At 61.6% G+C, this 14,804-nt stretch carries 12 protein-coding genes and 1 pseudogene; 2 read left to right on the forward strand and 11 right to left on the reverse strand.

All coding sequences use genetic code 11. The annotated features are described in order from the left end of the window. Positions 1-9: 9 nt before the first annotated feature. The 6 genes from GJE22_RS05105 to GJE22_RS05130 all read right to left on the reverse strand — a co-directional run bounded on the left by GJE22_RS05105 (position 10) and on the right by GJE22_RS05130 (position 6,649). A complete protein-coding gene (locus tag GJE22_RS05105) occupies positions 10-726 on the reverse strand; it encodes a LytR/AlgR family response regulator transcription factor (protein WP_144688214.1) in 717 nt (238 codons plus the stop codon). Positions 727-800: 74 nt separating this feature from the next. Then, entirely contained in the window at positions 801-2,150 is a 1,350-nt protein-coding gene (locus GJE22_RS05110; protein WP_144688213.1) for a histidine kinase, read from the reverse strand. After that, entirely contained in the window at positions 2,150-3,334 is a 1,185-nt protein-coding gene (locus GJE22_RS05115) for a glycosyltransferase (RefSeq protein ID WP_186297417.1), read from the reverse strand. The genes GJE22_RS05110 and GJE22_RS05115 overlap by 1 nt, the downstream gene beginning before the upstream one ends. Positions 3,335-3,468: 134 nt before the next feature. Beyond that, a complete protein-coding gene (locus tag GJE22_RS05120) occupies positions 3,469-4,062 on the reverse strand; it encodes a QueT transporter family protein (protein ID WP_019128711.1) in 594 nt (197 codons plus the stop codon). A 197-nt stretch (positions 4,063-4,259) separates the two neighbouring features. Next, a complete protein-coding gene (locus tag GJE22_RS05125) occupies positions 4,260-5,510 on the reverse strand; it encodes an MFS transporter (protein WP_144688212.1) in 1,251 nt (416 codons plus the stop codon). Between the two features lie 194 nt (positions 5,511-5,704). Next, positions 5,705-6,649: a zinc dependent phospholipase C family protein gene (locus tag GJE22_RS05130; protein WP_144688211.1), complete on the reverse strand. Its 945-nt coding sequence runs from the start codon at positions 6,647-6,649 to the stop codon at positions 5,705-5,707. Positions 6,650-7,732: 1,083 nt separating this feature from the next. On the opposite strand from GJE22_RS05130, the gene GJE22_RS10070 reads away from it, so the two are divergent. Beyond that, on the forward strand, positions 7,733-8,356 hold the full coding sequence (locus GJE22_RS10070) for a C39 family peptidase (RefSeq protein WP_235895815.1): 624 nt from the start codon (positions 7,733-7,735) through the stop codon (positions 8,354-8,356). A gap of 136 nt (positions 8,357-8,492) precedes the next feature. Here GJE22_RS10070 and GJE22_RS05140 read toward each other — a convergent pair whose 3' ends face one another. The 4 genes and pseudogenes from GJE22_RS05140 to GJE22_RS05150 form a co-directional block, all read right to left on the reverse strand. Further along, a complete protein-coding gene (locus GJE22_RS05140) occupies positions 8,493-9,098 on the reverse strand; it encodes a hypothetical protein (protein WP_235895814.1) in 606 nt (201 codons plus the stop codon). Between the two features lie 201 nt (positions 9,099-9,299). Continuing rightward, positions 9,300-9,365 (reverse strand): annotated as a pseudogene (locus tag GJE22_RS10295) (zinc-ribbon domain-containing protein); the annotation flags it as partial. 184 nt (positions 9,366-9,549) lie between these two features. Then, positions 9,550-11,031, reverse strand: coding sequence for a basic amino acid/polyamine antiporter (locus tag GJE22_RS05145; RefSeq protein ID WP_144688208.1), 1,482 nt, complete (start codon positions 11,029-11,031; stop codon positions 9,550-9,552). Positions 11,032-11,103: 72 nt separating this feature from the next. Beyond that, positions 11,104-11,880 carry a dimethylarginine dimethylaminohydrolase family protein gene (locus GJE22_RS05150; RefSeq protein ID WP_019128704.1) on the reverse strand — a complete coding sequence of 259 codons (777 nt, stop codon included), beginning with the start codon at positions 11,878-11,880 and terminating at the stop codon, positions 11,104-11,106. Positions 11,881-12,171: 291 nt separating this feature from the next. On the opposite strand from GJE22_RS05150, the gene GJE22_RS05155 reads away from it, so the two are divergent. Further along, positions 12,172-12,822, forward strand: a complete 651-nt coding sequence (locus GJE22_RS05155) for a GntR family transcriptional regulator (protein WP_235895813.1) — start codon at positions 12,172-12,174, stop codon at positions 12,820-12,822. A 217-nt stretch (positions 12,823-13,039) separates the two neighbouring features. On the opposite strand, the gene arcC is transcribed toward GJE22_RS05155, so the two are convergent. Continuing rightward, positions 13,040-14,002, reverse strand: coding sequence for a carbamate kinase (gene arcC, locus GJE22_RS05160; protein ID WP_019128702.1), 963 nt, complete (start codon positions 14,000-14,002; stop codon positions 13,040-13,042). Between the last annotated feature and the right edge of the window lie 802 nt (positions 14,003-14,804).

Genomic DNA, 14,804 nt, shown 5'->3' on the forward strand with positions numbered 1-14,804 from the left:
AAGCACTCCCTACAGACTCAGCGCCTTTTTAAGCGGCACCACACGACGACGAGAAACTGGTACGCGCTCCTCCATACCCGTAATGCCCAGCTGGATGGCACCCGAGGGCACTGTCTCGACGTCTTCGACGCACGCAAGATTCACGATATAGCGACGATGCACGCGGAAGAACCCGAAGTCACAGAGCTTCGCCTCAAACTGAGCGAGCGACGTCGTGGAAAGGAAGCGGTCGTCGTCGGTAAAGATGCAAGAGTAGTCGTCCTTCGCCATGATGTAGCGGATCTGGTCCACCGGAATGAGCACCTTACGCCCGCCCTTTTCGACCGGGATGCGCTCGATGGAAACCTTGCTCTCGGTCTGCGGCTTCACACGCGTGAGGACCTTTTCGATAGCCTGGTCGAGCCGCGCCTCTTCGACGGGCTTCAGCAGGTAGTCGACCGCATCGACATCGAATGCCTCCACCGCGTGGTCGCTGTACGCGGTCACGAACACGATCGCGGGAGGGTTCTTGAGCTTGTGGAGCGCCTCCGCCAGCTGCAGACCCGATGCCCCGGGCATCGAGATATCGAGAAACACCACGTCGGCGCGGCTCTCCATCAGCATCTCGATAGCAGACCGAACACTCGACGCCTCGGTAATCGAGCTGATCTTGCCCGTTTGCTCGAGCAGAAATTTAAGCTCGGAACGGGCAGGAGCCTCGTCATCGACGATCATCGCACGTAGCATACGTTGTATTCCCTTCGTCCGCGCAAACCGCTAGGCATGAACCGTGCGCCCAAACGGAACCGGATGTTCTCATTCTACCCATCAACGAAGATACTCCCCAGCAAATCCAGATGCAAGGTAATCGTCGTCCCCTCCCCTGGGTGCGATTCAACGTGCGCAGAGGAGTTGGGGCCGTAGAATCGCTGAATTCGCTCGAAGATGTTGTGCATGGCCACGCCAGCGCCGCCGCCTTGGGGAGCGTTTACATCGACCGGCCGCTCCGTCACCTCGAAAAGGTGCGCCGCGGTCTGCTCGCTCATGCCCACGCCGTCGTCGGATACCTCGATTGAAATCGCCCCCTCGCCGCACGAACGCACCGCGACGCGAATATGCAGCGTGCCCTCGTCCTTCATACCATGACGCACTGCGTTTTCAACGAGCGGCTGAATAACGAAGGAGGGCACCGGCGACTCCTCGACGCCGTCTTCCACGATGAATTCGGCTGCGATGCGGTCGTCGCCAAACCGCGCGTACTCGAACATGAGATACCGCTTGGTCTGCGCGATCTCGCGCGATACGGGGATAAGCGAGCCGGAATTATCGAGCGTCGAGCGGTAGAACGAAGAGAACTCGCGCAGCAGCTCGCGCGCGCGGGCCGGATCGGTGCGCGTGAAGGAAGCGATGGTGTTGAGCGTGTTGAAGAGAAAATGCGGGTTGATCTGCGCTTGGAGGGCGCGCACCTCGGCGCGTGCGGTGAGCTCCTCCTGGAGCTCGAGCTCGTGGATGGCGAGCTGCGTCGAAATGAGGTCGGCAAAGCCCGACACGAGCGCATACTGCGTGCGGTTGACCGCGTGCGGGCTGCGGAAATAGAACTTGAGCGCGCCCACGGTGTGGTCGCTCACCTTGAGCGGAGCCACGATGCCCGCAGGAATCAGCCGGGCTCGCCCGTTCTCGGCACGCACCTCCACCGCCTGGGTGAACGACTGGATAATGCCGTGCTCAATCACGTAATGCGTCGCAGGCGTATGGATGGCAGAGCCGGAAGGAAAATCCTCCGCCATGTCGCCCACGCAGGCGAGAACGCGGCTCTCGTCGGTCACTGCGATGGTGCTCGCATGCGTCTCGGGCAGCAGGTGCCTGCAGATGGCCTCCGCGCTTTCGGGAGTAAGGCCGCCGCGCATGTCTTCGAGCATGTCCGAAGCGAGCGAGAGCGTCTCCTCGGTGTATTGGGAACGCAGGCGGTCCGGGTTGAGCAGGCGATAGGCGAAGACCACCAGGAAGATGGCGAGTAGCACGCACACGATGGTCACCGGCACCGACTCCGCTCCCGCAATGACCAACCAGAGCAGGTAGAACGCCACCACGGACGCACCGATCACGGCAAGCATCCAGAGCAGCGAGAGGATATCGGTATGCCCTCCCGCCACACGGGCCCGAAGGTTCATCAAGCCTCCTTGAAGAGTTCCGCGAGCTGCGCGTCGCGCCACAAGCCCTCCATGATGGCGGGCCAGAAGCTTTGGAAGCGCAGATACTTTCCAGTGTTCTCGCGTGCATACCGCAGCGCGTTGCTGCGTCCATGGCACCATATGCCCCAGTAGGCGCGATGCTCCCGCGTGAAGAACGTGCGCACGATGGCGGTCTTGCGCACGCGCGAGTCGAGTTCCGACGAGATCCACGGACCGGGATACGGCATGAGCGAGGCGGGCGTCACCGAGTTGAGGTCGTTCTGACGGTTCGCATCGGCGAGCTTCGCCCGTTCATAATACCAGCGGTACACGTCCTGCATAAAGCGCGGTGCGCGCTGTTCGACCGCAGGGGGAAGATGGCGTACCGACCACCGGTTGTCGAACCAGACATCGAGACCGTGCAGACGAAGATTGAAAAGGTAGTCGAGGTCCTCGCCGCGCGTGATGAACGGGTCGAACGCCACGCGCATGTACGCGCGGGCATGCACGGCAAAGCATCCGCCGCACACATAGTTGGAACGCGAGATGCGCGTCCCGCCGAGCGCCCGACGCATCCATTGGTTGAATTCCACGCGCTTGGTCCACCAGCGGTTCGTGATGCCCGCTTTTGAGGTATCGGCAAGCGGCGAGTTTTCCTCATTGAAGAAATATCCGCTCTTAGCAAGGATGGGAAGGCCTTGGCGCGTCTCGTGCCCAAGAGCGTATACCGCGCGCTTCATGAAATCCGCGGTGGTAACGACCTCGTCGTCGTCCAAGAACACCACGATGTCGTGGCCCAGCACCGCTGCGACCGCGAGCCCCATGTTCCGGATGGCCCCATAGCCGCGCAGCGAAACGCATTCCCCCAGCCCGCGGGGGGCGAGCTCGCCCACGCGGTCGATGACCTGCATTGCCTCGACGTTCGTCACAACGGTAATGGCAAGCGATGGGTGGTCCTGGGCGATGCGCCGCACGCGCATGCTAACGTCGGAGGTGGCGGATAGCGGGCACACCACGAGCAGGACGATGGGCGCGACATCGTCCACATTCTCAAGCGATGCAAGGCAGCGATCGAGCTCGGTATCTTCGCGGTTAAGATCGGTCGAATGATCATAGGCGCCGGGGGCCTGCTGTTCGGCCCGCACATCTGCCCAGTACGTTGGGATCACGATAACCGGCCCCACGTCCATCACGACCTCTCGTCTCTGGTTCTGCACCTGCCCCAGGTACAGAGCCTCATCGAGCACGCCGGCTTTCCGCACGCGTGCGAGATATCGCCGCGAGAAGCGATTGGCTGCCCCGAGCGATCCCCCAATCGCTAATGCGAGGCGCCCCGCGCTTCCGCAAAGGGCGAATCCGCCTTGAAGTACGGCGTGCGAGCAAGCGACTTACTCAACGGATATCCCAGCACATACATGATAACCGCTTCGCCAGCGCCCGTGGTCACCAGTCCAAAGAGATACATGAGAGGCCAGGCGCCATCGAGGGATATGGACGTGAAGGGAATCGTGTAGAAGCCGGTTGCCTGCAAAAGAATGGGCAGATAGGCAGGGACGATGAGGGCGTTGGCAATCACCGGGCCGGCGAGCGCCACGAGAGGATGCTTCCTCATCTTCCAGGTAAAGCAGGCGCCCGCAAACGTGGCGAGCGAGCCGAAGACCACATCGAGCAGGCCGAGCATGCCCGTGCCGGAAAGCGCGATGTTGGCGACGTTGGCGATAGCGCACCCAAGCGTAAGGCCCGGAATGGCAGCCGGGGTGAAGAGCGCGAGCGCGCAGAGCGCCTCGGACACGCGGAATTGGATGGGACCCCAGGCCAGGCTGCCAAGGAAGAGCAGCGCGATGAGCGTGCATGCCGCGTACACGGCGGCGATGACCCCTATACGGGCGACTTCATTCGATTTCATGAGCATTCACCTTCTATGTTGGAGGGCTTTACTTGAATGCTCATCAGACGCGCTGGCGGGTGGTCTCTTTTGGGACGGGTCTGTTTTGATCCATTTGGGCCACCTCGGCCGTGGTGGGTCAAAACGGACCCGTCCCAAAACGACTCAAATGGGTCAAAACAGACCCGTCCCAAAAGAGACCACCAGGGCCGTCGCGCCCGGCCCTACGCCAGGCCCTTGATTCGGGAGAGCCTGATGAGCATGACAAAGCCCACGACCAACAGGATCCCGATGGAAAGCACTCCTAAAGAAGCATCCCCCGTGAGCGATGTCACGACAGATACTAGCAGAGTTCCCATGACGCTCGCATAGCGCCCGAAGATATCAAAGAAGCCGTAATACTCGTTCGAACGCTCCTTGGGGATGAGCTTGCCGAAATAGCTGCGCGAGAGCGCCTGGATACCGCCCTGGAACATACCCACCACCACAGCGAGAATCCAGAACTCCACCTCGCTCTTGAGGAAGAACGCCGCGAAGAGCACGATGCCCACGTAGGCAGCAACCGCGATGAGAATCATGCGCAGGGTTCCATACTTCTTGGCAAGCGATCCATACGCAATCGCGGAGGGGAACGCCACAAACTGCGTGACGAGCAGGGCCAGGATGAGCGCGGTCGAATCGAGGCCGAGCGACGTACCGTAGGTTGTCGCCATCGAGATGACCGTATGCACGCCGTCGATGTAGAAGAAGAAGGCGATCATGTAGATGAGAATCGCCCGGTCCTGAGCGATGCGGCGCATCGTGGTGCCGAGGCCGCGGATGGTCTTGACCACCTCTCCGCCGAACGTCTCGCCAGGTGCGAGCTCCTTGGCGTAACGCTGCTTATACGTGCGCACGAGCGGCACGGTGAACGCAAGCCACCAAATGCCCGTGATGATAAACGAAACCTGCACGCAGAACAGCATGTCGAGGCCGAGGGCCGAGGGCCCAACCAAAATGAGCAGGATGCACACGATGAACGGCACGCACGACCCGATGTAGCCCCACGCGTACCCGGAGGAAGACACGGTGTCCATGCGATCGTCGGTGGTGATATCGGGGAGCATGGCGTCGTAGAACGTCATCGACGAGTTGAGCCCGATGGTGCACAACACGTACACCACGAGGAACGGCATGGCACCCATGGGGATAGCCTGCGCGAAGCAGAGCACGAGACCCGTGAGGAAGAAGCCGAGGAAGAACTTGATCTTGTTACCCGCATAATCGGCGAGCGACCCCAACACGGGCATGAGCAGCGCCACCACGAGCGACGCCACCGTCTGGGCGTTTGCCCATGCGGTCACGAGCTCCGCAGAGGAGGCCCCCGTGTTGATCGCGTCGAAGTAGATGGGCACGACCGACGTGTTGAAGAGGACGAGGGCAGAATTGCCCACGTCGTACATGACCCAGTTGCGTTCCTGCTTGGTGTATTTCATGACTGCTTCCTTCCCCATGCGCACGCGCGAGGCGCATGCAAAACAGCCTTATATGGTACGGCACCAGCAGCGATTACGCGGTCAAGATTTGGTAAAGGTGAGATTGCAAAAACAGGACAGAGGGAATTTTGCATAGATGGCCATCTATGCAAAATTCCCTCTGTCCTGTTTTTGCAAACCAGCGCCTAACCGCCCTAATCGTCCTGGTCAAGCTCCTCGTCATCGGGCAGGGGGCGACCCGAATAGTTCACGCGGTTCGTGACCTCTTCCATGGGAACCCCGTCCACGAAGGCGCGCGCAGCACCTTCGTAATCGTCCAGCGCCCGGTCGAACACCTCGGGGAAGCTCTCGAACGAGACCGCCCTGGTGAACGGATTCTCCCACTCCAAGTGCCCCATGTTACCCGCACGAAGCGGAGGCTCGGTAGTCACCCGGTGCGCGAGCGAAGCCAGCAGCGAATGGCCGCGCACGGCTCCCTCGATGAGCCCGAGAACCTGCGAGATCGGTGCGTTCGCCGGCTCGACGAGCTGGTAGACGAGCTTCATGTCGGCCACGGCGCCGCCGTACTCGGGAGCTCCCACCGAAAGACCGAATACGCTGAGCGCTGTATGGCTCATAAGCGTTCCGGCAACCTTGTTGATACGATCGGTCGTCACGAGCTCGCATGCAGGCGGGCAGTCCTCCGTAGTTGCGCCCCCGCGCTTAATCTGGAGCATAAGGACGTCCAGGTCGCTTTCGATGATGGCATGCACCTGGCTCCCCGCATCTTCGAGCGTCTCATCGACCTCCTGCACGCCCCATTGCTGGGCGTAGACAAACGGATGGGCATTACGGTCGAGCACGTAATGAGAGAGCATGCCCAAAGCGAAGGCACGGCCAATCTGGGCATCGTGCTGGCGCAGACGCGACACCCCGTCGCGCAGCGCCGCGAACTGCTGGGAGATGCGGCAACGATGCATGGCCTGGGCGAGCCCCATGCACTCGGCGATATGCGGCGTGCGCACGCGGAAGAAGAATGGATCAGGGCCTTGGTTTGCCAGCAGAAACGCCATGCGCTCATCATCGCTTCCGATGATTCCCGCCGGTAACCTATCGATGCTTTCCTCGCCAAAAAGGTGATGGGTGATGAGTGCAGGCATGTCGCCCCTTCCCGCGCACCGCGGCAGCGGGCGTATTCCCATGCTGCCATGCGCCTCCGAGTCGTTCTGTTCCATTATGCCCAACGCGAACCGCAAGATACCCGCCAATGCCCGGGGAAACATACCGCTCATACGATGCCCGCCGGAATTGCCGGGAAACCCTGCGACGATGCGATACCATGGTGCGTAAACATGCAAATGTTGGGAGGGAGGTGCGTCGCCGTGCCACAGGGACAACGCGACGAAGCGGATAGCCATCCACAGGGCCAGGCACCCCACGGCTCGGATACGGGCGTTGGGATGCCCACGCCCCGATCGGCACGCCTCGCCTCCTATCGCCCGCCGCACCAAAACGCGGCCTTCCCTCACGAACAGGAGCCGGCGGGGGCGCCCGCCCCTAGAGAACGTCAAGCCGAACGCCAGCCCGGCGCTCCCGGCCATCGCAGCGGGCATAGCGCCATGCATCACGGCCGCTCCACCAAAGGCAGCGGGGCTGCATCCCGCCACGAACGCAGAGGTCGTCCCTCCCCCAACGACGCCATGCCCCGCCGCGTCCAGCGAGGCGAAGCCGGAAGCCTGTGCCAGGAATCGCCCGGCGGCGGAGGGGTCCGACGTCGCCGGGAGCAACGCGGCGATGCTGGAAGCCCTCGCAGCCCGGAATCGCGCGGCGGGCGCATCCCGGCACGCGAACGCAACCATGTTCCCGGGCGCAACGGGCACGCGCCCATGCGCAATGCCGGGCGGGCTGCTGGGCGGGCAGTAGACCCCCGAAGAGGCCCCACCGGATCCTATCCCCCTACCGCCAACAGGGCCGTGCGCATCTTAGGCACCATCGCCATGATCGCGGCCGCCCTCGTAGGCGCGCTGGGAAGCGCCGTGAGCAAGCTGTTCGACCGCTTGTTTGGCCGGCGAAACCCTCACGCTGTATTCTCATCGTGCCGCCGCTGGTCGGTCGGTGCGCCGCGCTCTGGGCGCAGCACGTTCGCACGGGGCTCCTATCGGGGCAGCTCGTGGAGTAGACGGGGGCGCCGTCAACCCGTTCGGCTGCGCGCCGTGCTCGCGCCGTCCTGCATAGGTGCTCTGGTGCTCACGCTCGCCTCAACCGTTTTCTTCGTGCCTTCGGCTGGCGCGGACGCCGCTACCGAGGCGAAGCTTCTCGACCTCACCCCCATGAGCATAGGGCAGCTCCCTGCGTCCACGCAGCGCTCATCGTGGCAACAGGGCAGCATGCCCTACCTTTTCCAGACCGACCCGCTCTGGGCCCAGAAGCCCTACGCGGGAGCCACCGTGGCGCTCAACGGCTGCGGCCCCACCTGCCTCACCATGGTCTACATTTACCTAACAGGCAACACCGACCTCACGCCCGCCGACATGTGCGCACGCGCCGACGCAGGCAGTTACGCGCCAACCGGCGCAACGGAGTGGCGCTTCATGACCGAGATGCCGAGCAAGCTTGGGTTCTCCAGCCGAGAACTCGAACTCACGCCAAACGCGATATCTACGGCGCTCGAAGCGGGGCAGCCGGTCATCTGCGCCGTGGCTCCTGGCGACTTCACCTCGGTGGGCCACTTCATCGTACTTTCCGGCATCGACGATGCAGGCATGCTCACGGTTCACGACCCCAACAGCAGCCTGCGGAGCGCGCAGAAGTGGAGCGTCGACCGCATTTTGGGCCAGACCACCGCATGCTGGGCCTTCACCGCATAGCAAGCGGCCCCGAGATGTGCCGAGGCCGTTTTGCGGGGCTCGCGCCCGCCAACGCGAAGCGGGCGGCCCCGATATGAACCGGAGCCACCCGCCTAATCGTTATGCAGAACCAGCTCAACAGCCGGTGCGCGGCGCGCTAGTACACTCCGGGCCAGAGGTACCAGGAATTGCCAATCTTGATCGCGCACAAGCCGATATTCCCCATATCCTCGCTCTCGGTTTCACCGGCGCTATAGCCTTCATAACCCTCGTTAAAGGTAACGGAGACCTCGCCAGTAAGATAGTAGCCCTCGGTAACGACGTCGTCGCATCCGCTTGACGCAAGGGTATCGTTGATGCTCTCTATGTCGTAGCTATCGAGCCTATCGCCCAGCTCCACGTCGATCGAGATGGCGAACATGTCCGTATAGCTTGAAAGCGTTGACCCATAGTATTCCATGCTACCGCCGAGCGAGCTGCCCATGTACTGGGTCAACTCTTCACGCGTGCGGCCGCTCTCCTCGAGCGATGCGTCTACGAACTCAGGCGGAAAAAGGTCGATGATGCCGCCGCCGAACTTCTCGAACGCAACAGAATCGAAGTCGCTCTGCATAAGGTCGTCGAAGAGGGCGTCTGTCTGGTCGGCGATACCCTGCGCGCTCTTGTGCGCCCCGCCGCCAAATACGCCGGAGACCGCAAGCACGATGGCCACTACGGCAACCACGGCGACCGCCAAGATGCCGATGGTCATGCCACGGGTCACACGGAACGGCTTTTTTGACGGCTTGACATCGAAGGGGCTTTGGCCCGCTGGCGCCGGCGGAACACCCGGCGGGACGGAGCCGGGAGCTGCGGTGAACGGAGGCGCAGATTGCGGCCCCGAAACTGGCGAGGGCGCCGGAGCAGGCTGGGGCGAGCTCGCGGTGGGCTGGGCTGCGCCCGCAACAGGCTGGGGCGCTACCGGCTTGCCGCAATGCCCGCAAAATGCAGCGCCGTCTGGCAATTGCGAACCACAGTGAGGACAGTACATGTCAACCTCCCCTTCCCGCGCTCGATAGACCCCGTAGCCCCGAGGCGCGTTGTGCGAATCCAAGGCGACGCGCCACCCAGGGCGCGCCGCTTTCTTGGACTAAAGTGTAGCCTCACCATCGCCCCCATAGGAGCAGGCAATCGCCAAACAGCAGGTTTTCTGGCGCCCACCGGACGCCGCTCGCCTACACGATCGGGGCAATCCCAGAAAAATGCAGGTACAGCGAGATAAGAGCAACGATGACGACCACCAAGGCTATGACCTTGTCATGCGCAGCAGGAAGCACCGGCTTGCCGCGCCCCTTCTCTCCTGCCGCATACACCAAGATGCCCGGAGCAAACAGGATCGTCGTGATCATCACGCCTTGAAGACCCGTAGACCACACAAGGAAGATCGTATAGATGAAGCCGAGCGTGCCGAAGAACCGCGCAGTCGCGAGCTTGGGCGCACGAGGGCCGTCCAGGTGCTCGTTCTTCCAGCCGATCACCATGTAATAAGCTGCGGAGCACACGTAGGGAATGAGGATGGTGTTGACTGCGCACGAATAGAAGAACTGGTACGTACTTGCCGCAACCGCAGATAGCACGAGGAACAGCTGGGTGATGCTCGAGCTTACAAGCACCGTCACGATCGGGGCGCCGCGATCGTTGGTCTTGGCGAACGACTTGGGGAACGATCCCTGCCGCGCAGCCTCGAAGGGTGTCTCGGAAGCGATGATCACATACCCGAGCATGGCTCCCACAAGCGAGAGGACCACGCCGAGATTTACGACCGCCGCCCCTACCGGACCGATGGCGCGCTCAAGAATGCCCGCCATGGAGGGCGTTGCGAGCTGGGCCATCTCTTCGCGCGGCATGATGCCGAGGGAGAGCAGCGAGATGATGAGGTAGAGCACGAAGACGGCGATGAAACCGAAAGCCGTCGCTCGTCCTACGTCTTTCACGTATTTTGCACGGCCCGAGATAACGACGGCGCCCTCGATGCCCGTGAACACCCAGACGAGCGCGATCATGGTCGAGACGACCTGTTCACCAAAACTCGGGCCTCCGGGCTCGCCCCAGAAGTTATCCATGAAGATGTCCGGGTTAAATTTGCCCAGAAGCACGATGGACAACACGAACATGCCGAGCGGAACGAGTTTCGCCAGCGTAACGATCGTGTTGATGCCAGCGGCCTCCTTGACCCCGCGCGTCACCAAGAACGTGAGGAACCACAGGAACACGCTCGCGCAGATGATTGAAATCATGTTGTTGCCCTCGCCGAACACCGGGAAGAAATACCCCAGCGCGCTGAAGAGCAGCAATGCGAAGCTCACGTTCGAGAGGCAAGCGCTGATCCAATAGCCCCAAGCGGAATTAAAGCCTACGTAATCGCCAAATCCTGCAGCGGCATACGCATAGATGCCGCCCGTAAGATCAGGGCGCGCTTGCGACAGGCCGTTGAATACCATCATGAGTGCGAACACGCCAATGAAACAGATGGCCCACGAGACGATGACGGCGCCGGAGTTCGCACCGCCAGCGGCCATATCGCCCGCGAGCGAGAAGATGCCGCCGCAGATACTCGCGGTAATGACCATCATCGTGAGGCGGAAAAGATCGAGACCGTTAGGATCGATGATACCGTCGTCGCCAACGCGCTCGACGACCTCATGGTCCTGTGCCATACGAGCTCCTTTCCCTACTTGCGTAGACGTAAAAAGGGGCCGACACGCAGGCCGACCCCCGAAAAGAACACCTTAGAAACGCAGCGACAGGCAGGAAAGGCCGCCGTCGACCTTGCGGTACTCGGAGGTATCGACCACGAGCGTCTTGTAGCCCAGGTCCTGGACCGCCTTGAGCACGGTCGGGTAGCCCTCGGCAACGATGACGGTGTCGTTCACCCAGATGCAGTTGGCACCGTAGGCCTCTTCCTCGGGCACAACGATCTTGTTGTACTGGGCAAAGTCCGGCTTGTCGATGAACTCGCCCGAAACCAGCATGTTGTTGTTCTCGATGTAGTTCACGCCGGTCTTGAGGTGCAGGACCTCCTCCAGCGGAACCTCGGAGCCCTCGAGTCCCCAGCCCTCGAGGATCTCGATGAACTGGCGGATGCCCTCCTCGTTGGTGCGCGCGGAGCGGCCCACGTAGAAGTGGTCGCCCACCATCATGACGTCGCCGCCATCGAGGGTACCGGGGCTCACGATGTGCTTCACATGCTCGTCGTCGAAGAACCGACGAACGACCGGCTCAATCTCGTCCTTCTCGCCGTTGCGGGAGTCGGCACCCGGATTGGTGATGATGGCGCCGCAACGGGTGATGACCGCGGGATCCTCGACGAAGCAGCTGTCGGGGTACTGCTCGAGAGCGGGAAGCACCGTGACGTCAACGCCGCACTGCTCGAGAGCGTGCTCGTAGTCGTAGTGCTCCTCGATGGCGCGCTCGTAAATGGGCTGGCCGAGCTCCGGCGCGCTCGTGATGCCGTTGCTAAGCGACTTGCCGGGACGACGGATGATGACGTGGCTGAACTTGGTCATGATGAGGTCCTCCTTGAGAAGGTTTGCGGGGTTTCCTTCACCCCGTCTCGCTGACCTCATTCTATGAGTGATTCTCTGCTTTGTATATTGTATACAATTATGAGTGGTATCTGTTGCTCGGTGAATGGTTCATTCTATTTACTTGCTTTTATATTTCTGTCTCTATTAGTCGACAATATACATTTAAGAATGCTTGGAATGCTCATGCTATCCATCCAGCAACAGTCTGTTGTATGCTGTTGCAGGCGCATCAACATGCCGCAATCGCCCATCCACCGAAGGGAGGCGACCGTGGACACCCCACGCAGCTCGCTCAAGGATAATGTATACAGCTACATTGCCGGGCGCATCGACAGCGGAGAGCTCTCCGCCGGAGACCGTGTGAGCGAACAAGCCATCTGCGATGCGATGGGGGTTTCGCGCACGCCGGTTCGAGAAGCGCTCATCCAGCTCGCAAGCGATGGCTACCTCGACAACCAACCCAGGCGCGGCTTCCGCGTACGCGGTTTCGATCGCCAACGGGCACTCGAGGTGTTCGAGGTCATCGGTCCCCTCGACGGGCAGGCTGCCTTCTTGGCATGCCCCCAGCTCACCGAGCAAGACCTTGCCCAGATGCAGTTCCTTGTGGGGTCTATGGATCTCGCCATATCGAGTGGCCTCATCCTCAAATACGACGACTTGCAGCGCGAATTCCATTACAGCTATGTCCAGAAATGCGGGAACCAGCGCCTCATGGACCTCATGACGCAGCTCGAGCGCTGCTTCATCAAGCGCGGCTACAGCACTGTTGACCGAGAAATGACCACCAAGCTGCTGCTCAAGGCCAACGATGAGCATCAGCACATCCTCGACCTTCTCAAGGCTCGCGACGCCGCTGCCGTTCGAGACTATGTTCGCGACGTGCACTGGGATACCGATAACGCCGAGTTCACCGTGTGGTAGGCGCCAAGAGCCACGATAAAAAGTCTGCGATGAGCGCATGCCCAACCCCATAGTACCTGCGAGAGCATCAGCTGGCGCAGGAATAAGACGGCCCCTACCGCTATGGCCCAACGGGCGCAGCGCCCAATCATTGGAGAAGAGGGCTTCTAAACAAAACGGAGGCCCCAACCAGGTTGGAGCCTCCAAGAGACACGCGATGTAGGGTAATCGCAGGCGCTTACGCGTAGATGCGGGTGCCGGAGAGGCCAGCCATGGTCTCGGCGGCCTTGTCGAGCGCGCCGATGATGCACACGCGGCCCTTGCGGCTGCGGGCGAACTTGATGGCGGCGCGGACCTTCGGCTCCATGGAGCCCTTGCCGAACTGGCCCTCGTCGGCGAGCTTCTCGGCCTCGTCGGCGCTGATCTCGGTCAGGTCCTGCTGGTCGGGCTTGCCAAAGTTGATGGCCACGTGCTCGACGGCGGTGAGCAGGAAGAGCACCTGGGCGTCGCAATCCTCGGCGAGGAGCTCGCCGCCCATGTCCTTGTCGATAACGGCGGCCACGCCCTTGTAGCAGCCCTTGTTGTTGTAATCGCGCACCACGGGGATGCCGCCGCCACCGCAGGCGATGACGATGAACTCGTTGTCAAGAAGGTTGAGGATGGAATCGGCCTCGACGATCTTCTTGGGCTCGGGGCTCGCCACGACGCGGCGCCAACCGCGGCCGGAGTCCTCGACGAAGGTCATCTCGGGGTTCTCCTCCATGAGCGCCTTGGCCTGCTCCTCGGTGTAGAACGGGCCGATGGGCTTGGTGGGGTTCTGGAACGCCGGATCGTCCGGGTCGCACTCAATCTGGGTCACGACCGTGGCGGCGTGCCAGCGCTTGTAGCGGCGATGCATCTCGCGGCCGATGCCCTGCTGCAGGTGGTAGCCGATGTAGCCCTGGCTCATGGCGCCGCACTCGGGCAGGTCCATGGAGGGGGTGCCGATGGCGTCGTGCGCGGCGGCGAAGGCGTTCTGGATCATGCCGACCTGCGGGCCGTTGCCGTGGGTGATGATGATCTCGTTGCCCTGCTCGATGAGGCCGAGCAGCGCGTGGGCGGCGTGGCCGACCTTCTCGATCTGCTCCTGGGGGGTGTCGCCGAGGGCGTTGCCGCCGAGCGCGACGACGATACGATCGGGCTTGCCGATGGGCTTGGACATGGTCATTCCTTTCCGCCGAAAGTTTGTAAAAACGTTCATGCAATTCCACCCAAGTCACTCGGGTAGGCTTGCATTATATTCTCGAGATGCCCGTTTTTATTCATATTTAGAGTTTAGAGGGACTAGATAACGGATGAGCGGTAGGTATTTGCCGCTCAGCGTATCGCCGTGTCGTGGTTTCGTGATGCTCCACTTTTTCGAGGTAAAGCGACGGTAAAGAAGGACCTTGCGCATCAAACGAAGCGCTTTTCTCCCCTCCGCGCATCCCCTCATTGCTGAACGCGGTTTTATGCATAACATGCATTGTTTTATATTTGGTCCCACGGCACGCCGGGCCGCCTTCCGGCGCCCCCGCCGGCAGCCCGGATGGACCGCGACCCCCGCCCGGCCGGGAAAAGCGCCGACGGGCCCGAAAAAAGCCGTTCGTGGGGCGTTAGCGCGCGATGCCATGCAAAAGTCCCGCCAAAGGATCGGATTTTTGGGCGCACGCGCGGTAGCCACCGAGAGGCCAACGCTTTGACCTGCGGATTCCCTGAGCCCGCATCGGGGTCTATCCGGCCCATCGATGTAAATCCGATCCTTTGGCGGGACTTTTGCTCCGGGGCGGGCCGATTGCAGCGCATCCCGCGGCGCATCCGGGCAGGATGGCAGGCCAATCGTTCACAAACTTGACGAATGCGCGCACAAACTTGCTGAGTGCCCTGAAATGGCAGCACTTGGCAAGTTTGTGCGCGCATTCGTCAAGGTTATGCACCCTTCCGCGAGCACCCCTGCCTTCTTTGAGTGCCTCCGCGCTACGTGC

Source organism: Enorma shizhengliae (assembly GCF_009676995.1).
Classification (GTDB): domain Bacteria; phylum Actinomycetota; class Coriobacteriia; order Coriobacteriales; family Coriobacteriaceae; genus Enorma; species Enorma massiliensis.